The 24298-nt window shown below is 54.8% G+C and carries 24 protein-coding genes; 11 read left to right on the top strand and 13 right to left on the bottom strand.

Features of this window, described 5'->3' with window-relative positions; genetic code table 11:
- Positions 1 to 9: 9 nt before the first annotated feature.
- From ATI45_RS14070 to ATI45_RS14080, 3 genes are all read right to left on the bottom strand, one after another.
- Positions 10 to 687 carry a methionine ABC transporter permease gene (locus ATI45_RS14070; RefSeq protein WP_098420110.1) on the bottom strand — a complete coding sequence of 226 codons (678 nt, stop codon included), beginning with the start codon at positions 685 to 687 and terminating at the stop codon, positions 10 to 12.
- Positions 687 to 1694: a methionine ABC transporter ATP-binding protein gene (locus ATI45_RS14075; protein WP_098420112.1), complete on the bottom strand. Its 1008-nt coding sequence runs from the start codon at positions 1692 to 1694 to the stop codon at positions 687 to 689. Before ATI45_RS14075 ends, ATI45_RS14070 begins: the two co-directional genes overlap by 1 nt.
- Before the next feature lie 135 nt (positions 1695 to 1829).
- Positions 1830 to 2462 carry a hypothetical protein gene (locus ATI45_RS14080; RefSeq protein ID WP_098420114.1) on the bottom strand — a complete coding sequence of 211 codons (633 nt, stop codon included), beginning with the start codon at positions 2460 to 2462 and terminating at the stop codon, positions 1830 to 1832.
- A gap of 232 nt (positions 2463 to 2694) precedes the next feature.
- Between ATI45_RS14080 and ATI45_RS14085 the strand changes: the two genes are divergently transcribed.
- Positions 2695 to 3840, top strand: coding sequence for a hypothetical protein (locus ATI45_RS14085; RefSeq protein ID WP_098420116.1), 1146 nt, complete (start codon positions 2695 to 2697; stop codon positions 3838 to 3840).
- Complete coding sequence (locus tag ATI45_RS14090) at positions 3831 to 4595, top strand: sulfite exporter TauE/SafE family protein (protein WP_098420118.1); 765 nt, start codon at positions 3831 to 3833, stop codon at positions 4593 to 4595. The genes ATI45_RS14085 and ATI45_RS14090 overlap by 10 nt, the downstream gene beginning before the upstream one ends.
- Positions 4596 to 4611: 16 nt before the next feature.
- Here the strand turns inward: ATI45_RS14090 and ATI45_RS14095 are convergent, their stop codons facing one another.
- On the bottom strand, positions 4612 to 6990 hold the full coding sequence (locus ATI45_RS14095) for a GGDEF domain-containing protein (protein WP_228735982.1): 2379 nt from the start codon (positions 6988 to 6990) through the stop codon (positions 4612 to 4614).
- A gap of 331 nt (positions 6991 to 7321) precedes the next feature.
- On the opposite strand from ATI45_RS14095, the gene ATI45_RS14100 reads away from it, so the two are divergent.
- Both ATI45_RS14100 and ATI45_RS14105 read left to right on the top strand, forming a co-directional pair.
- Positions 7322 to 7840 (top strand): Hcp family type VI secretion system effector, encoded by a 519-nt coding sequence (locus tag ATI45_RS14100; RefSeq protein WP_098420119.1) that lies wholly within the window; start codon positions 7322 to 7324, stop codon positions 7838 to 7840.
- Between the two features lie 148 nt (positions 7841 to 7988).
- Positions 7989 to 8696 carry a hypothetical protein gene (locus ATI45_RS14105; protein WP_228706035.1) on the top strand — a complete coding sequence of 236 codons (708 nt, stop codon included), beginning with the start codon at positions 7989 to 7991 and terminating at the stop codon, positions 8694 to 8696.
- A 10-nt stretch (positions 8697 to 8706) separates the two neighbouring features.
- On the opposite strand, the gene ATI45_RS14110 is transcribed toward ATI45_RS14105, so the two are convergent.
- Both ATI45_RS14110 and ATI45_RS14115 read right to left on the bottom strand, forming a co-directional pair.
- Positions 8707 to 9111, bottom strand: a complete 405-nt coding sequence (locus ATI45_RS14110) for an NINE protein (RefSeq protein WP_098420123.1) — start codon at positions 9109 to 9111, stop codon at positions 8707 to 8709.
- A 122-nt stretch (positions 9112 to 9233) separates the two neighbouring features.
- Positions 9234 to 10022, bottom strand: a complete 789-nt coding sequence (locus ATI45_RS14115) for a class II glutamine amidotransferase (RefSeq protein ID WP_098420125.1) — start codon at positions 10020 to 10022, stop codon at positions 9234 to 9236.
- Positions 10023 to 10189: 167 nt separating this feature from the next.
- Between ATI45_RS14115 and ATI45_RS14120 the strand changes: the two genes are divergently transcribed.
- Positions 10190 to 10648 carry a nodulation efficiency, NfeD-like protein gene (locus tag ATI45_RS14120; protein ID WP_098420126.1) on the top strand — a complete coding sequence of 153 codons (459 nt, stop codon included), beginning with the start codon at positions 10190 to 10192 and terminating at the stop codon, positions 10646 to 10648.
- 2 nt (positions 10649 to 10650) lie between these two features.
- Entirely contained in the window at positions 10651 to 11685 is a 1035-nt protein-coding gene (locus ATI45_RS14125) for an SPFH domain-containing protein (RefSeq protein WP_098420128.1), read from the top strand.
- 28 nt (positions 11686 to 11713) lie between these two features.
- Here ATI45_RS14125 and yfbR read toward each other — a convergent pair whose 3' ends face one another.
- On the bottom strand, positions 11714 to 12295 hold the full coding sequence (gene yfbR / locus ATI45_RS14130) for a 5'-deoxynucleotidase (protein ID WP_098420130.1): 582 nt from the start codon (positions 12293 to 12295) through the stop codon (positions 11714 to 11716).
- Positions 12296 to 12314: 19 nt separating this feature from the next.
- Positions 12315 to 15074, bottom strand: a complete 2760-nt coding sequence (locus ATI45_RS14135; protein ID WP_098420132.1) for a DUF748 domain-containing protein — start codon at positions 15072 to 15074, stop codon at positions 12315 to 12317.
- Positions 15075 to 15229: 155 nt separating this feature from the next.
- On the opposite strand from ATI45_RS14135, the gene pdxH reads away from it, so the two are divergent.
- From pdxH to ATI45_RS14155, 4 genes are read left to right on the top strand one after another with little or no spacing between them, the layout of a single operon-like run.
- On the top strand, positions 15230 to 15877 hold the full coding sequence (gene pdxH, locus ATI45_RS14140; protein ID WP_098420133.1) for a pyridoxamine 5'-phosphate oxidase: 648 nt from the start codon (positions 15230 to 15232) through the stop codon (positions 15875 to 15877).
- Positions 15878 to 16639 carry a 4'-phosphopantetheinyl transferase family protein gene (locus ATI45_RS14145; protein ID WP_228735983.1) on the top strand — a complete coding sequence of 254 codons (762 nt, stop codon included), beginning with the start codon at positions 15878 to 15880 and terminating at the stop codon, positions 16637 to 16639.
- 57 nt (positions 16640 to 16696) lie between these two features.
- Positions 16697 to 17002: a DUF6482 family protein gene (locus tag ATI45_RS14150; protein WP_098420135.1), complete on the top strand. Its 306-nt coding sequence runs from the start codon at positions 16697 to 16699 to the stop codon at positions 17000 to 17002.
- Complete coding sequence (locus ATI45_RS14155) at positions 16999 to 17454, top strand: DUF3429 domain-containing protein (protein WP_098420137.1); 456 nt, start codon at positions 16999 to 17001, stop codon at positions 17452 to 17454. Before ATI45_RS14150 ends, ATI45_RS14155 begins: the two co-directional genes overlap by 4 nt.
- A 74-nt stretch (positions 17455 to 17528) precedes the next feature.
- Here ATI45_RS14155 and ATI45_RS14160 read toward each other — a convergent pair whose 3' ends face one another.
- From ATI45_RS14160 to ATI45_RS14175, 4 genes are all read right to left on the bottom strand, one after another.
- Positions 17529 to 18989 (bottom strand): aspartate kinase, encoded by a 1461-nt coding sequence (locus ATI45_RS14160; protein WP_098420139.1) that lies wholly within the window; start codon positions 18987 to 18989, stop codon positions 17529 to 17531.
- A gap of 62 nt (positions 18990 to 19051) precedes the next feature.
- A complete protein-coding gene (gene ectB / locus ATI45_RS14165; RefSeq protein WP_098420140.1) occupies positions 19052 to 20320 on the bottom strand; it encodes a diaminobutyrate--2-oxoglutarate transaminase in 1269 nt (422 codons plus the stop codon).
- Between the two features lie 97 nt (positions 20321 to 20417).
- On the bottom strand, positions 20418 to 20933 hold the full coding sequence (gene ectA / locus ATI45_RS14170) for a diaminobutyrate acetyltransferase (protein ID WP_098420142.1): 516 nt from the start codon (positions 20931 to 20933) through the stop codon (positions 20418 to 20420).
- Positions 20934 to 21254: 321 nt separating this feature from the next.
- Positions 21255 to 22658, bottom strand: coding sequence for a sodium:solute symporter family transporter (locus ATI45_RS14175; protein WP_098420144.1), 1404 nt, complete (start codon positions 22656 to 22658; stop codon positions 21255 to 21257).
- Between the two features lie 87 nt (positions 22659 to 22745).
- On the opposite strand from ATI45_RS14175, the gene ATI45_RS14180 reads away from it, so the two are divergent.
- On the top strand, positions 22746 to 23249 hold the full coding sequence (locus ATI45_RS14180) for a MaoC family dehydratase (protein WP_098420146.1): 504 nt from the start codon (positions 22746 to 22748) through the stop codon (positions 23247 to 23249).
- A 22-nt stretch (positions 23250 to 23271) separates the two neighbouring features.
- Here ATI45_RS14180 and ATI45_RS14185 read toward each other — a convergent pair whose 3' ends face one another.
- Entirely contained in the window at positions 23272 to 24252 is a 981-nt protein-coding gene (locus tag ATI45_RS14185) for a radical SAM protein (RefSeq protein WP_098420148.1), read from the bottom strand.
- Between the last annotated feature and the right edge of the window lie 46 nt (positions 24253 to 24298).

Consider the following 24298-nt stretch of genomic DNA (forward strand, 5'->3'; position numbering starts at 1 on the left):
AATTCGCCGCTATTTACGACTGAAATGTATAACTAGACGATCGCCTAGCATTTGTAGCAGCTGTACGAAAATCACCAGTAACGCGACGGTGATGACCATAACGTCGGTTTGGAACCGTTGATAACCGAAACGAATGGCCAGGTCGCCCAGGCCGCCTCCGCCAATCACGCCGGACATAGCCGCGTAAGACACCAAGGTTATTGCAGTGACGGTAACACCGGCGATGATGCCCGGAAGTGCTTCCGGCAACAAGGCGCCGAGGACAATTTGCCGCACGTTAGCGCCCATGGCCTGGGTGGCTTCGATAATGCCGCGGTCCACTTCCCGCAGCGAGGTTTCTACCAGGCGGGCAAAGAAGGGTGCGCCACCGGCGACCAATGGCGGTATGGCTCCCGCAACGCCCAGGGACGTGCCTATCATCATCACGGTGAACGGAATCATCACGATTAACAAAATGATAAACGGCACCGAACGCAGTACGTTCACTACGAACGACAGCACCGTATAGGCTAAGGGCTGTTCCAGCAGCTGGTGCTTGCCAAACAGGAACAGCAGCACGCCAATGGGCAGGCCAATCACCACGCTGAACAGCAGCGACATGGCCACCATAATCAGGGTGTCCCAGCTGGCGATGCCGATTTCCACCCAGTCTACGTTGCTCAGTAAATCCTGCATCAGGGCTTCCATCAGTTCATCACCTCTACGTGCACGTCTGCGGCTTCCAGCGCTGCCATGGCCACAGCCAGGTCGCCACCTACCAGTGCCAGAGTCAGCTGGCCGTAAGGCGTATCTTTAATGTGGTCGATACGCCCGGAGATAATGCTGAAGTCGACCCCGGACTTGCGCGCTACGCTGCCCAGTAACGGGTCGTAGGTAGACTCGCCTTTGAAGGTCAGGCGCAGAATGCGGCCTTTGGCCTTTTTAAAATCCTGCTGCAGTTCCAGGCTATCAATATTTTCGCTTTCGAAGACAAAGTCGCGGGTGGTGGGGTGTTGCGGGTGCAGAAACACATCGCTCACCGGCCCCATTTCCACCACGCGGCCTGCGTCCATCACCGCAACCCGATCACACACCCGGCGCACCACGTCCATTTCGTGGGTAATCAGCACGATGGTCAAACCCAGCTCGCGGTTGATGTCGGCCAGCAGCTTCAGCACCGATTGTGTGGTTTGCGGGTCTAGCGCGCTGGTGGCTTCGTCGCACAGCAAAATGGTGGGTCGGCAGGCAAGAGCTCGGGCTATGCCCACTCGCTGCTTTTGGCCACCAGAAAGCTGTGACGGGAACTTTGTGGCGTGTTCAGACAGGCTGACCAGCTCTAACAACTCCGCAACCCGCTGCTGGATCTCGGTTTTTGAATAGATGCTGGCCAGTTTCATGGGGAAAGCAATGTTGTCGTTAACCGTCTTCGATGACAGCAGGTTAAAGTGCTGGAAGATCATGCCAACGTTGCGGCGAAAAGCGCGCAGCTGGGCGGCGTTATAATGGGTAACGTCTTCGCCGTCGATCTTGATGCTGCCGCCGGTCGGGCGCTCCAGCAGGTTAATCAGCCGTACCAGGGTGGATTTTCCGGCGCCGGAGTGGCCGACAATGCCGAACACTTCACCGGTTTCAATGGCGAAGCTGGTGGGGTGCAGCGCAGGTACGGCCTTGCCCCCCACCTGGTAGGATTTCTCTATCTGGTCAAATACGATCACGGATCAGCCTTGTTGCGCCTTGGGCGTCAGTGTCTTGTAGGTGCAAATTTTAAAGGCCGCAATTATAGACTATTCGCTGATCAAACCCGAGTCCGCATTAACCGGCTGAGGCTCGTTCCACTAAAACAACGGTGCTTAGTGCAAGGCCCGCAACTCGCGGGGGTAGAGCGCTGCGCTTACTTCTGGTTCTTCCAGCAGGTCTGAAAGTTGGCGGTCGGTGGCGGTTTCCTCGCCTTCGTTGGGCAGTGGGTCGAAAAGGGTACTGAGCCACGCTGCGACCGAGGGCGCTTGATCGCGCTGGTAATCGGTGGACAAGGCTTTGATTTTACGGAAACCAATAATCCGATGATGCCGTGGGTCACGAATTTGCTCAAAACCACGCCAATAGATGTGGTCACGGGTGTGCAGTTGCACAAACAGGGTGTCGATGGGACCATCTGCTTCGTCTTCCGCATCCGCCTCGATGTCGTTCTCGCCATTAGGTTCTGTGCCCGCAGCAGAATCGGTCGCCGGCCCTGGCTTTTTGTTGCGGATGGTGGTCCAGGCCGGGTAAAGCACCGCTACCGCGTCAGCTTCTACGTGCTCCCTGGCAGCGCGAAGAATCAGTCCCCAACGGGCTTTGTCGGCGTCGGTTTCCAGAGATTGAATGGGTAAATCGTAGCTGTGTTCGCTGGCCAGCACTATGGCCATCATCGGGGCATCTAACTCTCCCATGGCTTCCGCCTGGGCGACCGATACCAGTTCTTCGATTGCCATCGGTTGGTTCATAATGCTCTAGCCTCCTCGATGCCATCAGAATAAAACAGGGAGAACCGCACTCCCTGTTTATCAGCATAGCCTGTTACAACATGGAAAGATAAACGTGAGGGCGATAACAGCAGATCACAAGCCCCGGCAAATAATGAATCCTCTTTCAACCGTCATCACTTTTGCTATTGTGAGCCCACATCCATACCTTTAACGACGTTGGCCGGCCAATGGGTCAATATTCAAACACTCAATGTTCGAAACCGCCTTTATGACACCTATTTTTTTTCCCATAACCCGGCTGTTACAGGCTGCCCTGCTGGCAACGCTGCCGTGGTTTTCCAGCGACGCCGCAGCTAGCCCTGGCAAGGCCGACGCCTGGACCGATGTGGTGCGGGCCGCCCCGTATTGGTCCAGCCAGGGAGTGTATCGCAACGTGCTCACCATTCGCAGCTGGGTGTTGAACGAGTCCAGCTACTGCACCAACCAAAGCCGCCACATTTTTTACGATATGCGCGGCCAGTTTTTAGGCTGGAGCGAAGACGCTGACACCGTCGAAGCCAACCAGCAGCAGCTCAACAACACCCGCCAGGACATGTTCAAGGATGGCCGCAGCAGCGCCTGGGCCGCCGGCGCGGCGGATGTGACCGGGTATCCATTTGCACTGGCCTGCGACCAACCCCACGTTGATCTTCCCGGCTCTATTACCCGCTACCTTGGCCAAAAAGAGGAAGACCGCCTGTGGGGCGCGTGGGATGACATCAAGGTGGGCGGCCAGGGCGATTCAGTGTCGCTGCACCAAACGCTGATGGCCGTGTACAAAAAGCGTAATGAGCAGCAACGTTTAAGTGAACTCCCGCCGGCGTTACCGCGCTATTTAGCCGGGCAATTACTGATCGAAAGCGGCGGCCAAACCCGGGCTCATTCAACGGCCAACGCCCGCGGCATTATGCAATTGTCGCCTGCAGCGCTGTCGGACTGCCGTATTCCGCCAGAGAACTATTGGCACAGACTGGCACAGATGGACTGCGCTCTGCAGTTGAACAATCAGAATGCGCGTAATTTGCGTCCGGCATTTACCGATCGCTTTGGTGAGTTGCCCGCGCAAAAACGCGATGAACTGTTCAGTTTATTGCTGGTTCAGGCCTACCACGGTGGCGCGGGGCGAGTGAAAAGCCTACTGCAAGATGAGCTACTAAGCCGGCCTGCAGCGTATTTTGCCCGCCACCAGGCGCGCTATTCAGCGGGGGATATCGCGTTCGGCATGATTTTCCACAACCTGGGACGGGATCGTTTTGGCCTGTCGTCACTGTACTACGTAGCTGACGTACAACTGGCTACAGAAGCCCTCTGTGAACAAAACGAGTTGAAAAACTCCGGGTTCTGCCAGTGGAAATAACGCTGCTTCCAGGTGGCCTGGACGTGGGCGTTGCTCTGCTGCTGTTACTGGCCTCGGTGCTCGGCTCGATGATCAGCGCCAGCTTGGGTGCCGGTGGCGGTTTGCTGCTGATCGTCATTATGGCCGGTTGGATGCCCCCAGCCGCCATTATCCCGGTGCACGGGCTGGTGCAGCTGGGTTCAAACTGTGGCCGAGCCGCACTGACCTGGCGCCATATCGACTGGAAAGTAATTGCCGCTTTTGCTCCCGGCGTCGTGCTTGGAGCCAGCCTGGGTGCGTGGTTACTAGTGGATCTACCCGCTCAAATCTGGCAGCTGACCATTGCACTGTTTGTGCTGTTTTTGTGCTGGGGACCCAAGCTGCCGAAAGCCGCCATCGGCGCTCCAGGAATTGTTATAGCCTCGGCGTTTACCAGTTTTATCAGCCTGTTTGTCGGGGCCAGCGGGCCACTGGTCGCAGCGTTTATCAAACAGATTCACCGCGACCGCTTTAGCACCATCGCCACGTTTTCAAGCGCCATGGCTCTGCAACACGCGCCGAAAGCCCTTGTCTTCGGACTGACCGGGTTTATGTTGAGTGACTGGCTGGTGTTGATCGTGGCGATGATTGGTTGCGGCTTTATCGGCACCTGGCTTGGCCTACGCCTGTTGAAAGCGTTCAGCGATCAGCGCTTTGGCACGGTGCTGAATCTGCTGCTGACAGCCTTGGCTCTGCGTCTGCTTTGGCAGGCCGCTGCCGCAGGCGTTTGGTGGTAAATGATATCCGCAGGTTTTAGGCGCCTGACACCAAAACCACAACCACCTGATTACGGCCGCGGCCTTTGGCCAGGTACGAGCCCTCGTCGGCACGGGCCATAATGGCTTTTGTGCTGGTGTCAGTGGGGTTGATCTGGGCAAGGCCAATACTGGCGGTTACGCTATAGTGTTCGCCTTTGTGTTCAACGACCAGGGCTTCGATCCCTGCGCGAATCCGCTCCGCCAGAGCCTCGGCGCGTTCCATACCGCAGCTGGGCAGAAGTATTCCAAACTCATCCCCGCCCAGGCGCGCAACAGTGTCAGACTGGCGAACGGTCTGCCTTAGCAAGTCAGCCAGGCGGCGCAGAATCTCGTCACCGGTGAGGTGTCCGCCTTTGTCGTTCACCGGTTTGAAGTAGTCAAGATCAATCAGCAACATCACAGTAGCCACTTTATTCTGGCCGGCTTCTGCCAACGCTTTGTCCAAACCGTGGCCAAAAGCGCGGCGGTTTAAAAGCTGGGTCAGTGGATCGTGGGACGCTTCCCACGATAGGCGCTCGTTTTCTCGTCGGCGCGCGCTGTCGTCGCGCAGTACAAACACCAGGCGTTCTTGGGACTCACCGTTGCGAACCTTCAGCATGGTTAGGTCGATATCAAACTCACCGCCGGCGTGATTGCGCAAAATGGCGTAGAGATTATCGATCTTCTGGCTGGCCCGGAATTTCTCCAGAGTATAGCTGCAATCCTGAGCATTGATCGACACAAGATCAAAGAAATTAGTTGGCCCAGTGATTTCACGTATCCCCAGCAGTTGCAGCGCGGCGCCATTGGCGTAACGCACAGCGCCAGTGTTATCCGCCATCAACACGCCCTCTTGCAGCACGCCGATAATGCTTTGTGCCCGGCGCTGCTCATCTTCCAGCGCGCTGGCCACGGCTAGTTCCCGGGTGACATCCCGCATGACGGTGATGGTGCCCAGAGTACGATCTTCGGTTTCGATCACCGCCGACATCATGTCAACCCACAAACCATCGTGCCCGCCAAACGCCGCCAGTTGGACGCGGCCATGAAAGGTTTTTTTCTTGTGCAAATCACGCTGCCAGCCGGTAATTAACGTTTTCCGGTCGCTATTTTTCAGGTAACCCATCATTGGCGTATCAATAATCTCAGCGGCCGAACGGCCAAGAATTACCTCCAGCGCAGGGTTGGCAAATTCGATCCGGCCCAACACGTCAGTTTGGGCAATACCAATGGGCGCGCTTTCGGTCAGCGAACGGTAAAAAGCTTCGCGTTCTGCCAGCGACAGCATGGCGCTCTCACGTTCGATCATCAAGGTGTTGAATATAGTGGCTACGCGCTGGATTTCGATGCTACCGGGAATGGCAACCGGCAGCGAACGCAAGCCCAGGTGGCGGTCCTGTACTTGCTGGCCCAGCAGTTTCAACGGGCGCATCAGCTTGCGAAAACGCCAGCCAGCCATGGGTACCAGCACCAATAAAATGACCAACAGCGTCCAGGCCAGGCCAATGGCGATACGGCCAATCGGCGCAAAAGCTTCCTTTGTAGGCCAAACCGCAGCTACAAACCAGGGTGCCTGGTCCAGCTGCCGCACCGACATAATGGTTACGTCGCCATCGCCGTTATCGGTTTTAGTGGTTCCCTCGAATCCACCCATGGCTTGTATCAGAATCGGGTTCTCCGCTCGCAAGGGCACCATAAACTGCCCGGAACGCCCGTTGACCAACGTTGTACCACTGTGGGTAGCAATACCAATATAACCGGTTTGCGCAAAGCGGATGTTTCCGAATTTATTCAGAATATGTTCGTCTTCAAGCAGCATAACGCCGCCAATCACCCCGATAAAACGCTGGTCATGGTTGAACACCGGCGCACCGATCATAACGACAGGTTTATCTTCGTAAGAAGAGATGTAAGGCTCGCTGATGATCGGTGTCATGAGCGTAGATATGCGCTTAAAATATTCGCGGGTGCTAAAATCTAACCCTTTAGGCAAGCCAATGCGTGGAAATTCCGCCTGCAGAAGACCCTCGGCATCGAGAATGAACAGGCTATCAAAAAGGTGCAGCAACTCGGTTTGGCGCGACAATAACAACTCGGCTCGGTCACGGAACACCAGTTCGGTCATGGTCAGGTTTGTTGCCACGTGGCTAATAATATTCAAGCGCATGGAAAGTTTATCGTCCAGTTCATAGGACACCAGAGCGGCTATGGACTCAACCTGTGCCTTTGCCTGCTGCTCCAGTTCCCGCTGGCTCAGCAGCCCACCTACCAGCATCACCGTCAGCGCAACCACCAGAATCACGACAGCAACCAAAGCGGTCGCCCGATTCACCAGACTGCCTAACCAGCGTTTAATCAACACAGTGATATTTGCACATTTTTGAATGACCGGCACTCATGGCTCCCTGATCACAGCGTGTTTGTAAATAGCTGCTCAGTTTAGCAGACCCGTACACCCACAAAATACATGGAATAGGCTTATAACCGCACGGCAGACAGCGCTTGGCGGCCATGCTCATTCTACGCTGGCAACAACTTGCCCGCGCCGCAATAACTGGCCCAGACCGCGGGCAGCTCTTCGCCCTGAATCTCTTTCAAGCCTAACAAAAAACCATAAACCACTGATCTTAAATGACGTTAACAATCTGGCACAGGGTTTGATTAGATTACCGGGTCCACGTTAGGACAGCAGGAATGCAACCTTTAAACACGTCACGGAGCAGACAATGCCAACTCCTTGTTATATCAATATCGAAGGCCAAACCCAGGGCCACATCACCGCCGGTGCTTTCACCGCCGATTCCGTCGGCAATATCTATGTAGAAGGCCACGAAGATGAAATTCTGGTGCAGGAATTCAGCCACGTAGTCACCGTACCTACCGATCCCCAATCCGGCCAACCCTCCGGCCAGCGAGTGCACAAACCGTTCAAGTTCACCTCGGCCCTGAATAAAGCCACACCGCTGATGTACAACGCTCTGGCGTCTGGTGAGATGTTGCCAAAAGTGGAACTGAAGTGGTATCGCACCTCGGTAGAAGGCAAGCAAGAACACTTCTTCTCGACCATTCTGGAAGACGCCACCATCATTGACATCAACTGCAACATGCCCCACTGCCAAGACACCACCCGTTCAGACTTCACCCAGCTGGTTACCGTGTCGCTGTCATACCGCAAAGTCACCTGGGAGCACGGCGTGGCCGGCACTTCCGGCGCTGACGACTGGCGCACGCCAATCGAAGCCTAATCCGGCTTTGTAGGTCGCTGGTGCCTTGCAGCGGATAACACACATCCGCCGCAGGGCATTAGCGCTTAAAGGCACTGGCAAACTAGCCATTGTGCTCATAATCTTGTAAAACCTGCAGTGAATTCATAGCAACGCGCTGCCACTCGTAATGACGACATCTATTTCACAGTTCCAGGTAATAAACCTTGGCCGGCTTATGTGCCAGGCTACCGACCAAATTTTGTGGCAACCCGCTGCCGGCTGGATTAATGCACAAGGCAAGGCGAAGTCACTGCTATGCCGTGTGGGGTCCGGGCAGGCTACCTATCACCGTTACGACACCCGCAGCCATACCCACGTCATCAACTACGGGCTACGCATGATTTTGGCCAAATACCAGCCAGAAACCGCCGTTAGCTGGCTGTCGGCGCGGGAAATTCGGAAAAGAGGTTATTTTGACGGTGAGGTAAGCCCGCTTAATCTGCTGGCCCATACCTGTTGCCACGAGTTTGCCCATCTGCTGCAACAGGTGGCAGGCCAGCGCCACTTCGGTTCGGTGCACAATCGCCATTTTTACGACATTCTGGACCAGCTGCATGACAGCGGAGCAGCCCAGGGTACCCGGGCATTTTTACAGCAGCAGGCGGGCGAGCGCGGGCTAAGCCTGCCGGCGCAGCCGTTCGCGCCAATCCACGCCGAAGCCGGGGTTTCCCAGCGCCAATGGCAGGTAGGTGATCCAGTGAGTTTTGGCGAAGGGCAGCGCCAGCGGCAAGGCATCATTAGCAGGGTGAATCGTAAGACCTGCACGGTGAAAGGGACCGGTGCTAGCCGCGGGCTGCTCTACCGGGTACCCAAAGTTATGCTAGCCGCCCATTAAAACGCGGCAATCAGTTAAGCAGGCTGCCGCGATTACGCTCTGAAATCTGAGTGTTCAGTGTCCAAAAATCGTACAGAACACCCACCAGAAACAGGCCGCCGGTAAGCAGGTAAAGAATTCCGGTTATCCATTTTCCCATGTACATCCGATGCAGGCCCAGCAAACCGGTAAACGTCAGCAGTAACCAGCTAACGTTGTAACTGATGGGGCCTTCGGCAAAACGGTAATCGGCTTCTTCATCCATACTTGGAATCAGGAAAAGGTCGACGATCCAGCCCACCAGAAACAGGCCAAATGTGAAGAACCAGATGGTGCCGGTGATCGGTTTGCCGTAATAAAAACGGTGCGCACCCAGAAAGCCGAAAATCCAGAGTAGGTAGCCAAAAAACTTACTGTGTGTATTCGGTCTTTGCATAGTTTTCTCAATAGTGCTTTAGAGCGTGCTTTAGAAAATGCTTTAGAGAATGTTCTGAATTGGCATTAACGCTTTAACCCTAGCCCAACTATGACTCTATATGGGCCTGAGCTGGCGCCGAATCAACCCCCGCCAGTGCCAACCACACCGCTCTGGATGACTTCTCCCTTGCGCCACAAACGCCACTCTCCGGGCTGATACACATCCCACTGTTCATCAGAGGTCAAAGGTTCGGTCACCACCACGCTGACAATGTCATTGGGGGTGGTCTCTGCTTCAAAGTCTATAGTTACGTCGGTGTCTTTCAGTCGCGCCGGCCCAAAAGGTGCGCGGCGGGTAATGCTGGCCATTTTGGTGGAGCAAAAAGTGAACAGCCAGTCGCCGTTGCTGAGCAGGAGGTTGAATACGCCCTGGCGACCATAGGCCGCTGACAGCTGAACCAACTGGTCCACCGTATCCTGCTCGGTGCTGTGGCGGTCGCTGTTATCGCGCAAATGGTTCAGTAAATCACAGAACAGGGCTTCACTGTCGGTGCTGCCAACGGCCTCATAAAACCCCGGTTTCGCGCTAAAATCCGACAGCTGGCCATTGTGAGCAAATACCCAGTAACGGCCCCAGAGTTCACGCATGAACGGGTGGGTGTTGGCCAGGCAAATTTCACCCACATTCGCTTGGCGAATATGGCACAGCGCCACTTCGCTTTTAATGGGATGGGTTTGTACCACCTCGGCAATGCGGGAATTGGCACTGGCGTCTACATCGTGAAATGCCCGTACGCCCTTGCCTTCATAAAAAGCCACGCCCCAGCCATCTTTGTGGGGCCCGGTGTCGCCGCCGCGGCGGGTCAGGCCGGTGAAGCTGAAACACAGATCGGTCGGGGTGTTGGCACTCATCGCCAGCAGTTCACACATAACGCAGTTTTACCCTCGGCAAATCAGACATAACTCAAATATACAGGGTTTGGGCGGCACGCGTCCTGCGAACCCCCATTCATTCCATGGCAGCAGCACCCAATTTGGGTACAATTGAAAATAATTTTCGTATTTAATCGTGCAACGCTCACCCTATGGAACTCACTATGGAATGGAGCATTACCCACCTCTGGCTGATTCTGGCGCTCTTGCTGGGTCTGGCCGAGCTGACATCCGGCGTTATGGTGCTGTTGGCCCTGGCGATTGCTGCTGCATTTACGGCGGTACTGGCGTTTTTCGGCTTTTCCCTAGAGTGGCAATTGGTGGGAATGGGCTTATTTTCGGGCATCCTGGTGCCCATTGTTGTTCGCTGGCTGAAGCCGCATTTCTCGCCTAAAGGCGTAGCCTATGGCACGACCGGCACCGGCGTAGATCAGGGAAAGCTATTCCACAGTTTACGCCGTGGTTTTGACGACGCCACCGGCATCAAAGTAAACGGTGACTTTTATCGCCTGCGGGTACGATCGGGCGGACAAACCGAACTGCCAGAAGGCACAGCGCTTATTTTTGACCACTTCGATGGCACCACCGCCATTGTTGAACTTGCAACCCCCAAGGAACTGTAACCATGGAAGAGTTTCTAACCCCCGGGCTGGTCATCAGCCTGATTGTTGTCGCCATTGGCGTTTTTATCATCACCAAAGGCCTGGTGATTGTGCGCCAGTCTGAAGTGATGGTTATTGAGCGTTTGGGCTCTTTTAACCGGATTTTGGAAAGCGGCGTGAACATTATCATTCCGTTCATCGAACGGCCGCGCGCCATCACCATGATCCGCTATGTGCGCACGGGCCAAGATTACCAAACCGTGATAAGTGATGAAGCACGCATCGACCGGCGCGAAACCGTGATGGATTTTCCTGGCCAGCCGGTCGTCACCACTGACAACGTAACCGTGTCGATCAACGGTGCGCTGTATTACCAGATTATTGACCCGCGCCGCGCGGTGTATGAAGTCGCCAATATGAGCCAAGCGGTGGAAGTGTTGGCCAAAACCACCCTGCGTTCTGTGGTAGGCAAAATGGAGCTGGATAAGCTGTTTGAATCACGCGCCGAAGTCAACAACGCCATTCAGGCGGAAATGGAGGAGCCTGCGTCCAAATGGGGGGTAAAACTGACTCGGGTAGAAGTGCAGGACATCAGCATGCCCGAAGAAGTTGAAGAGGCCATGCGCCTGCAAATGGCCGCCGAGCGTAAACGCCGGGCCACCGTGACCGAAGCCGAGGGCGAAAAAACCGCTGCCATCGCCAAGGCCCAAGGCCAGCGCGAAGCGGCCATCCTGAACGCCCAAGGCGACAAAGAATCCGCTATTCTGCGGGCCCAGGGCGAACAGGAGTCCATTCGCTTGGTGCTGAGCGCCATCGGCGACAGCGAAGACAACAAGCAAACCGTTATCGGCTATTTGCTGGGGCAAAGCTACATCAAGGTGTTGCCCAATATGGCCAAAGACGGCGAGCGAGTATTCGTACCTTACGAATCGTCTGCGCTGCTGGGCTCTATGGGCATGTTCCGCGACCTGGCGGGCAGCCCGGAAGATGCAGTGCGCAGTACCCTGAAAAAAGATGGCCTACGCGCTGGAATGCTGGGATCTTCCGGCCAGTCCTGAGGCTTTCTTGCACTTGACCTGCTGGGCCTTAGCCCAGCAGGTTGTCTAAAGGCTGGTCGTAGCTAGGGGCGAAAACCTCCAGAAAATACGCCACTTCGGGCAAGATTTCTTCCGTCAGCCGCCGGTGTATCTGCGCCGCGGCTGGCTCAAACTCGCGATTTCCTGTCGCCACTTCAGCACGGCATTTCAGCCACGCCGATAATCGGTCTGCGGCTTTAATGATTGCCTTCTCTTCCTTTCCCAAAGCAGATTCCTGTACGTAGGGCGCAAACGCTTTTTGCAACTGTGGCGGTAATAACGCCAACAGTTCGGCCTCGGCTTTATGTTCAATGTCTCCAAACGCTTCGCGCATCACCTTCGAGTGGTATTTTACCGGTGTGGGCAAATCACCGGTAATCACCTCGGTAGCGTCGTGATAAAGCGCCGCCGCCGCAATCCGGTCGGCGTTCACCGAACCGCCAAACTTCTCATTACGGATCAGCGCCAGGGCGTGGGCCAAAGTCGCCACCTCCCAGGAATGGGTAGCAACGTTTTCATCAATGGCGTTACGCATCAAACCCCAACGCTTTATCCAGCGCAGGCGGGAAATATAGGCAAAAAAGTGGCTCACAGGGCGAGACTCATATGGGTTAGCGGGCGTCCAGAATAAAATTTACGGCAATATTGCCATTGGCATCTACGCTGGCGTTGGTTTCTGGTGCGCGCACGAAGATCTGTTTCGAGTTTACACCGTGAGTATTCACCAGCAACTGGCGCAAAGCCGTTGCGCGGCTGTCAGCAAGTGCGCCAGGCGACTGTGCACCGGCGCTGGTGTCGGCTTCGGGCGCTGCGGCGCCGCGAATACTCAGAATAAGCTCGGGTTTTTGATTTAAGACCTGCGCCAATGCCGCCAGCTTTTGGGTGCTGGCTTCAGTCAGCTCGATACCCCCCGGCGCAAAGCTGACCTGTTGCACCTGCTCGCCCCCCAGGCCTGCGATATCCGCCAACGAGCCTATCAGGGCAAACGGCGACGTAGCTGCTTTTGTCAGCACGTTAACGAAGGCACTCATCATTACTTTGCCCATCTGAAATTCGGGGTCTGCCAGATCGCCATTTATCGGCACGTTTAATTCAATCACATTATTGCCGTCGCGCAGCAGCGCCAGCCCCAGTTTGATGGGCACGCTGGCCGCCTGTTCGCTGGCAATGGGCTGTCCCAATTCCAGACGATTCAGAATAATCTGATTTGAGGCATTAATACGGGTGCCCTGAAGCTGATAGTCCAGCTTAAGATCCATTTTACCGCCCGCAATGCCATAACCCAGGTAACGGCCGGAATAAGGTGACAGACGCGGTAGCTCCAGATTTTCCAGATTCAACACCAGGTCACTTTGCTGGTCGGTACCCAATGTGGCAATAGAGCCGCTCATATCAACATTGCCCACCTGATTGACCTTACCTTTCAAGCTCACCCGGCCCTGCTGTGGGGGAATATTACTCAAACCACTGAGGTTGCCCTGAAGCTGCCCGAAGCGGGTGGTCAGTTCCGGTTCCAGAGTGCGGTCGGTGTAGTTCACATCAGCGTTGTCTAACTGCAGCTCGCCAATGCGGAATATGAAACCCTGGTTTTCGTCAGTATCCGCAGCAGTCGGCTTATCAACCGGAGCTGCGGTTAGCAGATTGGTGATGTCGTGACTGCCATCGTCGTTACGGGTAATGTTTGCGGCAAGGTCAGTCAGCGTTACGCGGCCAATTTCCAGACGAGCCGGGTTCACGTTGTATTCAACGGGTGCCAGCTGCAGCATTTGCCAGGCCAGCAGTGGTTGGTTGTTGCCGGGCAATCGGGTTTCCAGACCGGTCACCGACGCACTGCCGCTAAAAGTGCCGGTCAGAGGTGAACGCTGCTGGTCCAGATTCAGGCTGCCATCCACTGACAGCATGCCCGCCGGTAACTCTAATGCCATGCGCTGTTGCACGTAAGGCGCGAACGCAGGCAGTGCCAACTCATTGCCCATAATGGCCATTTCCAGATTAAATGGCTGCATGGTGAACTGGCCATTCACGTCCAGACTACCGCCACTGGCAAGAACGGCTTCTGCACGGTAATTTACCGGCTCGTCAAAGTGGTCCGTAAATGGCCCCAGGCTCAGGTTAAGGCCATTCAGTTGCAACTCTGCAGCGTTAGCGGGCACCTGGTCACGCCAGCTCAACTGACCATCGCGAATGTCTACTCCGGCCACCGACCAGCCAAATTCCGGGCCGCTACCTGGCGGACCAGAATCCCCGGCAGCATCGTTAACGGTGGCCCGGGAACCCGCAACCAGCCAGTCGATGTCACCATTGGCGCTGCGGTTCAGGCTCAATTCCGGCCCGTCGAACTCGATCTTGCCGGTTTCTATTCGCCTCGCGGCAAGGTCAAAACGAATCTGGTCGACAGTAAGGGCACCGCTGCGGAAGGCTACGTCACCAGGCTCGGCCCCCAACGCCAGAGAGGCATCATCAAACGTCAGCTTGCCGTGCTGGGTTAACAACTCCATGGGTTGCCCTGCCTGCCATTGATAATCGGTGCTAAGACTGACTTGGCCGGAGCGCAACTGGTAGGGCATATAGGGCGCTAGCAGGTACGACAGCACACCCGGCCCCAGGTTATCAATACTCAGACTGCCGCGGGAATACATCGGGTCTACCTCAAAACTGCCCCGCCAACTCAATGCTTGCTGGTCCAGCATGGCTTCCAGCCGATATTGGCCAATATCGCCGGGCCGCGCCCAGGTCGCCAAATTCTGCAAACTAAAGGTGAGCGGTGTTATGCGGAACTCAACGCTGTCACTCTGACTGCCATTTTGACTGCTTTTCTGGCCGCTTTTCTGACGAAAGTCCCGTAACACCAGCGTGCCGGCACTCAAGTCACCCTGCTGCAAATAGATTCGGGGGCTGTTCGGCCCGGTATCGCTTTGAATATCGGCCGTGTCTGCCGGCTGCCCGGCGCGGGCCGGAGCTCGTTGCCAGTCACGCAGCAGGTTCAACTGCCCGCTTGCCAACACATCCAGCCGCAACATGGGTTGTTCCAGCTCCACAGCCTGAAAACCGGTGGTGCCGCTAAACAAGTCAAACGCGTTCAGATTCACATAAAGCCGCTGAAAGGCCAGCACAGGCTCACCACTTGCGTCGTTGGCCTGAAGATTCTGCAGCTCTACGCTGAACGTAAAGGGATTGGCATGGACCTCGCCTACCGTTGCCTGCCAGCCCAGCTGTTGCTGAGCGTAGTGCGACAAGTTTTTCTGCACCCACCAAGGCAACAGCAGAAAGCCGCCCAGCGCGTAACACAGCAACAGAACCATCAACACAACCACAGCTAACCGGGGCCACAGGCTGCGTTGACGAATCTGGCGAACAGGGCGCTCGGCCACAGGGGTCTCCTTGAAAAATAGTCAATGTATTGGAAGGATAGACGCCAAACAGGTCCTTTGTCAGCTCTCGTGAACCCAATAAGGTCCCGTTTCGTATACGTCCTGTGGGATAATGCTCGCAAGGCACACGCACACATCGCAAACGAGGAAGGTTGATGGACATTGGAGATATGCGCCGGGATTTCGAAAGCGACGGTCTGGACCGGGACCAGCTGGATGACAATCCTATTCAGCAGTTTCAAGCCTGGTTTGAAGATGCTCGGAAAGCCGACATTCTGGAACCCAATGCCATGTCGCTAGCCACCGCCGGCAGCGATGGCCTGCCCGATTTGCGTACCGTGTTGCTGAAATACTTCGACGACCACGGTTTTGTATTTTACACCAATTATGGCAGCCGTAAGGCTCGTGAAATGGAGCAGAATCCACAAGCTGCCCTGCTTTTTCCGTGGTTAGGCCTGAATCGCCAGGTGCGCATTCAGGGCAAAGTCGAAAAAGTCAGCAAAACCGAATCTCTGCGCTATTTCGCCTCGCGCCCCCGCGGCAGCCAGATTGGCGCTTGGGTGTCAGAGCAAAGCAAGGCCATTACCTCCCGCGGGCTGCTGGAACAGAAAGTCGCGGAAATAAAACGCAAGTTTAGTGACGGTGAAGTGCCGCTGCCTAGTTTTTGGGGTGGCTTCCGGGTGGTGCCCCACAGCATCGAGTTCTGGCAGGGTCGCCCCAGCCGCCTGCACGATCGCTTCGAATATAACCGCACTGAACAAGGCGGTGATGAACCTTGGGCCATCGAAAGGTTGCAACCCTGAGTGACACCGACTGTATGGCTGTGCCATCAAACCACAAGCACTCGCTTTGAACTGCCACCCTGGTTAAATGCCAGTGAACATACCAGAGCTTTGCCTTGTCAAGGCACTCGGCGTGCCGAGTTTCTCAGTAGCCGCTGGTTGATTCGCCAGGCACTGGCGGGTGCCAGCGGCGAGGCGCCTAGCGCGTGCTCGCCAAGCGCGGGGCGACCTACAGAGTCGCAGTACCCTCCTGACTGGCGGCTGTCGCTCAGCCACAGCAACGGAATAGCGGCCTGCGCAACGAACCTGCAAGGCGAGGTAGGCCTGGACATAGAACCTTGTCAACGCCGCCCAAACTGGCAGAAAGTCGTGCAGCGCTGGTTTTCACCGGTTGAACAGGAATGGCTGCTGGCTCAAGACGACGCCTTGGAATTTCTAAAAGTATGGACACTGAAAGAAGCCTGGCTGAAAGCCACTGCCCGCGGCATTGCCGGCAATCTGCAAACCCTGGAGGTGCGCCGCGGGTTCGAACTTTACGGCGACCAGTGCGACAGCGCTCGGCCATGGCAGGCCTGCTGCATCTATGTAGACGGCTTTTTGGTCACGCTGGTGTATCGCCGATTAGCAACAGAGGCGCCTGAAACGCCTCTTACCTGGCCTCCCATCCGTTTGCTGGAGCCGCCCCTGGACGACTACAGGCTGACTCCGGCAGACACTCTGGACTCTCTCTGGGAACCGCTGCTTCAGCGCCCGATACGCTCTATGGCCTCCCGCGATAGATGATCTCAAACAACTGATCCTGCGTATCTAGTTCGGTAAGAAGTAAACCGGAGAGTAACTGTGCGTATTACCCTGGAACAACTGAAAAATCGCAAAAATGCGAGCATCGAACTAATGGAAATACTGTCTCTGGAAGGCCAGAGCTATATGGCACGGCTTACAGTCGGCGGCCAACAAATGATTCTGTCTGATGAGCAGGGTACAACTTCGCAATTTCGTAGCACCTGGCATGCCCAGGACATGTTGAGCAATTTACACATACTCGAAACTCAAGTCGTTCATGTATCAGCGTACAATGAAATGGTTGGCATGGAACCTAGCAGCGTTGAACCGCTGAGGGTTCGAGTACAGAGGCAAAAGCCGTGATTGCAGTGGCCCGATTGGCCATTTTTGTTGGCTTGGCCGGCCTGGTTCCCTTTATCAGCGCAGTTTTAGCGCTGTTTTTTATGCCCCATCACAGCTTGGTGGTCAGCAGCTGGTTTTACGTGTATAGCGCTGGAATACTGGCCTTTATGGCGGGTGTTTACTGGACCATCGCGCTTCAGCGTGAAGACCGCTGCTACCCAATGTCGCCGCTGGTGTCGATGTTGTTCAGTCAGATATTTTTTATTGCGGCAGGTGTGGGCTTATTAGTGTCCTCGCCGTGGAAAGCCGTACTGTTCACATTGGCATTTTTGGGGTTGTATCTGGTGGACGCACGCTGGATGAAGGTTTACTGGCCAGCGTGGTATCTTCGCCTGCGCTTGGGGCTAACGCTGACAGTGGTGGTGTGTCAGGTAATTGTTGCCACCTGGTTCTTTGCCGCTCATTACGGCTGATATTTCCCAGAACCAAGTGGTTCGCTCCGCTGACAAACCTATACGCGAGGGGGTTTACTAACCTAGAGTGCGCTTTAATCCAAAGCGCACTGCTCGGCCGAGGCAATCGCATATTCGTGATTGTGGGGTTCTATCAACGCGGCGTGCAGAGCCACAATCGTAGCCTTGTAGTTGTCTTCATCAATGACAAACTGAATATCCACCTGGCGCATGCACTGGTGCAACGCCAGCACACTGATGTCTGCATCGGCCATCGCTTTTACCGATCTTGCCAGAATGCCCGGCACTTTTATGTCACTGCCAATGGCCGATACCAGCGCCACTTTGCGAGTATTCACCTCAGCATTGGGAAAAGTCTCTTTCAGCGCGTTCACCACCCGCTTTACGTGTTTCAGCGTAGTACTCACGTAATGGGTAATGGTGTTAGCGTTGGTGTCTTTTGACACAAAGCGCACCTTAAAGCGGGTCAGCACGTCCAGAATCTTGCGGTCTGAACCTGGCTCGCCCTGCATGTCTTGATCAAACACCTCAATGGCGAAGATGCCCTTGGCACCGGCAATAATTTCTACCTGGGGTTTTTCGCTAACGTAATCTTTAGTGATCAGAGTACCGGTATGTTCCGGCTCAAAGGCGTTCATCACCCGCAGTGGAATATCATTCTGGCGCAGGCCTTTACCGGCACGTGGGTGAATGGCTTCCATACCCAGGTTGGCCAGTTGGTCGGCCACGTCATAGTTGGTGCGACCCAAAGGTACTACTTTATCGGCACCCACAATGTTGGGGTCAGCCGAACTCAAATGGTATTCCTTGTGAATAACGGCTTCACGGGCCTCGGTGATCACCGCCACCCGGCTGAAGGTCATTTCACTGTAGCCGCGATCAAAGGTACGCATCAAGCCTTCCTTGCACTGCGCATAACCGGTAGCAATGGGCAGCTCACGGCTTAAGTCTACTGCATCGAACGCCTGTTTGAGCTTCTCATCCAGCGGCAACAGTCCTGCATCGCGCCAGCCGGTCAAGTCTACAAAGCGGGCGTTGATACCTTCCTGCTGCAGCTTCAACGTAATGTTGAAGGCACTATGGGCTTCGCCGATACCGGCCAGCATTTCACGCACCGTCAGCAAGTGTTCTTCAAGCTGAAACTGACCATAGGAACACAAGCGCTGCAGGTCGATCAGGCAGCCGCGTACGCCTTCAACCCGATCCGTAATGAACTGGTCGGCCTGCTGTTTCAGCATCGAATCTTCAAACATCTCGCCGTTGATGTCGATAAGCAAGCGCACCAGCTTGCTGAGATCGTCGCCCCAAGCCCAGTCCGATTCCGCATCGGCGAACAAGGCGTAAACGCCAGGCTCACCGGTTTTTTTATGCTCCAGTAACTCGTTGGTGACACCGGCGTAGGCCGATACCACAAAGATGCGCTGATACAGCTCGTCTTTGCCGCGATTACCAATAATGATGTTGTCGCGGACAGCCTCGTAGTTGGTCATGGAGGTGCCGCCGATTTTTTCGACGGTGTGTAGTTGCGTAGTCATAATGTTGCCTTTGCTATCCATTCTGTGGAGCACGTTTGTGCGGTGTTTACGGCGGCCCGGATTCAGGACACCTTTTTCATGCGTTCCTGCATGATTTCATCCACACTTTCAGCCAGCAGACGCGCGCCTTTTTTCAGGTCGTCTTCGCTGGTGGTCAGCGGCATCAGGCATTTGATCACTTCGTCATTAGGGCCACTGGTTTCGATAATCAGGCCTTTCTCAAAGCAGCGGCTGGTGATCGGATCGGTAATGTCTGCGTTCGTGGCCTCAATACCGCGCATCAATCCGCGGCCTTTAACCTTAAACTCGCCAGGGTACTTGTCACAAATAGCCTGAAGCGCATCACCCAACACTTTCGACTTGGCTTTCACTTCATTGGCAAAGTTGTCGTCTTTCCAATAGGTTTCCACGGCCGTGCGGGCGGTAATAAACGCCATATTGTTACCACGAAAAGTACCGTTGTGCTCGCCGGAATCCCACACGTCCAGCTCTGGCTTGAGCAACACCAGCGCCATCGGCAAGCCATAACCACTGAGTGATTTCGACACAGTCACCATATCCGGCTTGATACCGGCAAACTCAAAGCTGAAAAACTCGCCCGTGCGGCCATTGCCGGCCTGAATATCGTCCAGTATCAGCAGAATGTCGTGTTTCTTACACAGGGTTTCCAGACCTTTCAGCCATTCGGCACGCGAGGCGTTCAAGCCGCCTTCGCCCTGTACCGCTTCTACTATAACGGCCGCAGGCAGTTCAACACCGGAAGAACTGTCAGACAACAATTTGTCCATCACTTCCAGAGTGTCGATGTTTTCGCCCAAATAGCCGTCGTAAAACATGAAATCAACGCCGGACAGCGGCATGCCAGCACCGCCGCGATGATGCTTATTGCCGGTGGCGGCAACCGCTCCCAAGGTGACACCGTGGAAACCGTTAGTGAACGAGATAATACCGGTACGCCCTTTTACCTTGCGCGCCAGTTTCAGAGCGGCTTCTACGCAGTTGGTGCCAGTGGGGCCGGTGAACTGAATTTTATAATCCAGACCGCGGGGATCCAGAATGTACTTTTTGTAGGATTCAATAAAGTCATGCTTGGCCGTGGTGAACATATCCAGGCCCTGGCTAACACCGTCGGCTTCGATATATTCCAGCAGGGCTTTTTTCAACACATCGTTATTATGGCCGTAGTTCAGTGAACCGGCACCGGCTAAGAAATCCAGATACTCTTTGCCATCTTCGGTGTACAAGTGAGCATTTTTGGCGCGGTTAAAGATGACCGGGAAAGCACGGCTATATACACGTACTTCAGATTCAACGGTTTTGAATAATTCCATGGTGTTACCTCTTGGCATGTCGGATTCAAGGGGGCACGCTATGCCAAGCTAACCGAAGTGAGCTTGGCGGCTGGCGAATTCACTCTGGCATTAGGGCTCAGCCGGGTTGGGTAAAGGGCCCAATGCGCAGCAAAATTTCGGATTCGTGCTGACCGCCAAAGTGCACGTCTTTGGTGAAGTGCTCCTCAAAGGTCAATTCGGCGCCCATGTCCCGGGCGAAAGAGCGGAACAGCGCCCAGGAAGCGTCGTTGTCAGCGGTAATGGTGGTTTCCATATGGCTAATGTGACTGAGCTCCTGACGTGCAACAATTGCCTTCAACATGCGCTTGGCGAGCCCTTGACCCCGGCCTTTCTGGTGAACTGCAACCTGCCATACAAATACGGTTTCGGGCTTCTGGGGGAGAACATAACCAGAAATAAAGCCGACCAGATCGCCGTCTTTCTCTGCAGCCACTGCCGTGTCGGCAAAGTCGCTGCACTGCAAAAGATTGCAATAAATTGAGTTCGGATCCAGCGGTGGACATTCCGTTACCAGCTGGTTCAGCCGGAAGCCATCATCCTTCCCAGGTTTGCGCAGGTTAATGGCGGTGGTATTCGATCCTTCTGATGTCATAACGAATCTGTTTACCTTGAAAATTTAGAGTCGAATTATATAGACCACAAATTAAATTTCAAGTTTACTCTAAAGTAGACGGGCTCATTAGCTACTGATAACAGCATAAATCATCAGAATAATAGCCGTCAATACCGAGATTCGATAGCAAATTTTGATTACTTTTTGTACGGAATTGACAGGCTCGGGGACTTAAAAGTGTGTCGAGACAAAAAGCCTCGGGAAAAGCGCAGAAGGATTTTGGAAACAAATTCTTAGGCCCCGAAAGACCCATCACTAACGGATTTAGCCAAGGGCCTAAAACAAAGCGGAACTGATCAATCAGTAAGACGAAACCGCTAAGGGCTGGCGACGCCATCGTGCGACCAGCAAGGGCGCAAAGAAGCCCGACGTACAAAGTACAAAGCCCCAGGCATTAACGCCCAACAACAGCCCGTACTTACCGTCACCAATGCCCCAACTTGCGGGAATAGCACCTACGGCCAAGGCCAAACCTAGCGCAAAGCCGGTCCAGAAACTCAGGTGAAAACTCCACGGCGACCAACGAGTAAAGCCATAAAACAGGAACACCGGCGCCAGCCCCATCACCATGGTGCCGGAAATGGTGGTTGCCGCCAGAATATCCGTACCAGCGAACATAGGCAGATTCCCCAAGAGCGCAAACACCACCATCACCACCGCTCCCACCCGCATACTGGGCAGCCGGTTTGATGCACGCCGCGCCAACCGCGGCAAGTCTACCGCCAGCGACTTGGCCAGGGAGGTAAAGGTGGAATCCAGGGTTGAACCGGCTGATGTCATCATGATCACGCTCATAAAGAACAGCGCTGCCAAACCCAGCGAACGGCCGACTGCAGCCGGTGCGTTACCCATGGCGTCGATACCGTTCAGACGCGCATGAACCCCCACCAAGCTAAAGATAAACACCGCCACAAAGCCCAACAAACCAGCCACCACAAAGCTTTTGAGCATGGTTTTTTCACGATTTACAAAGGCTCGGTCTGTCAGCACCGGATCGTGGAACGGGTAGCTGAACAGCTGCAACAGCGCCACTAGCAGCAAATCCAACCCCGCGTCCAAACGGAAATCACCCTCACGCAGCATCACTCCCGCATCGTTTGCGGGCAAGATCATAAACAGCACCGCGCCGAGAAAAAACACGAACACAAAGGTCTGAATAACGTCGGTAAAAATCGATGACCGCAGCCCGCCCTTCAGGCTGTAAGCCAGGGTAAACGCGGTAAACACCATGGCAGCGGTGTAATACTGCCACTGCCCGGGCGAACCGAAATAACCGCCTACCACGGCCGTGTTGCTCCAGATCTCGTTGTACAACCGAATCAGAATCGCCGCCGCAAACGCCAGCGATGCCAGTCGGCCAAAGCGCGAGGTCAAAAACTCCTGCAAGCTACGGGCACCGGTCTGGCAGCGAATACGATAGATCACATAACCCGCCACTGGAATCGACAGCCAATAACTGGCGTAAGCCAGGCCACCCACAACACCGTAGGCCGCCCCCAGATTGGCCGCGTTGGTAACCGACTTGGCGAAAATCCAGCTGATAAAAATGCTCGCCGTCAGCGACCACTGCCCCACCGAATTCCCATGGTCGTCTGTGCCCTTATAAAACGATTCCGGATTCCGGCTTTTCGGCGAAAAAACGTACATAATTATACCGTAAGCCAGAAGAAAGCCCCAAAATAGCGTGGCTTCGGTGATGTTCATTGTTTGTTTATTCCTTGCAGTTCTGATTTTTAGGTGGGGTTGATACCATACGGTCCAGCGGGTTCAGCCTAATAAGGAAAATAAGTCATGCCAGATAAGCCCCAGATACTCATCACAAACATCCGCCAGCGCGCTGCCGAAGGGCTAAGTGTCGGCGATCGCTTTACCATAACCCGCTGTTTTAGCTCCGAAGACATCGCATCCTTCGCGACTCTTTCGAGAGACTATAACCCGGTCCATTGCGACAGCCATTTTGCCAAGCTGAAAGGTATGCGCGAACCTATTGCTCACGGCCTCCTGACAGCAAGCCTGATCACCGAAATCGGCGGTCAAATAGGCTGGTTAGCATCAAGCATGTCATTCAAGTTCAAGCGACCGGTCTATGCCGGTGAAACATTGACCTGCGACTGGGTCATCCGCGAAATCGACGAACGGCAACGCGCAAAGGCAGAAATCAGCGTCATCAATGGTGACGGAGCCACCGTTCTGGAAGCCGAAATAACCGGTGTACTGCCCAATGAAAACGAACGACAACGCCTGGCAAAGATGCTCAACGAAGGCGACCCCACCAACGGCCTCAAAAACTCCTAAACATAAAACACCCGAATCTGAATTAAGCAGGCGCCGAACAACTAGCCCCATAGCGATAGCAGGAAAAGCACCGATGATGGCGCAACATAACGCGCTCATCCATGCTCTCGGCCAGCGACCCACCCAAATCGTACTGCGGATCGTCGTCCACCAACGTACAGGCATACACCCGCACATCATCACCCTTCTTCACCAACATCCGCGTGTAGGTGCACATAAAATGCGCGCGACTATCAACGGTGGGGTATTTCTCCATGCAGTTTTCAGTAATTTCCGGGCTGCCGTCTTCCGAACCCGGCGTACCCAGGTCTGGAAACGCGGTAAACGCCAGGGTTTCGGGAATGCCCCATTCGCGGAAAATCTCGCGGAACGCAGCCTCTACCTTGGCCGGCACTTCGTCAGCGTCGGTCTGGCGAGCAATAGAGACCTTAAAACCCTGCTCAACCAGCCAGTACACGCCCTCTAAGGCCTGATCAAAACTGCCTTCACCGCGGTCTTTGTCGTGGCGGGCGCGGTCAGGAAAATCCAGGCTAACGCGAAAATGAATGGGATAAGGATTGTTCAGCAACGGCAGCACCTGATGCCGGCGTTTCAACAGCGGTTCGGTGGCGTTGGTCAATACAAAACATTGCCGGTGCTGGCTGGCGTAATCCAGGATATTCACAAAATCCCGAATCACAAACGGCTCGCCTCCAGTGAAAGAAAACTGCTCCACGCCCATGTCCATAGCTTCGTGGATAAACGGCTTCACATCGCTCAGCTTCATCCCGGGAATGCGGCCATCACCGGGATGACTGCCTTCCAGGCAGAACGGACAAGCCAGGTTGCAGGCGGTGCCGGTGTGAATCCACAGCTCTTTTAGCGTGTTTGCATCAATATATCCACGAGGATCACCGTTACGGGTGTGCGTCCAGCTATCGGCTGCGCGTGGCTCCAAAACTTCCACCAGCGGGATACGCGTGCGGGCAGTCTTAACGGGCGTGCTGGCTAGGGTCAAGGGCATACAGACTCCATAATTAAAAATTTCGACACTCGTTATATTTAGCATT

The sequence above is a fragment of the Marinobacter sp. LV10MA510-1 genome, assembly GCF_002563885.1.
In the GTDB taxonomy this organism is placed as follows: domain Bacteria; phylum Pseudomonadota; class Gammaproteobacteria; order Pseudomonadales; family Oleiphilaceae; genus Marinobacter.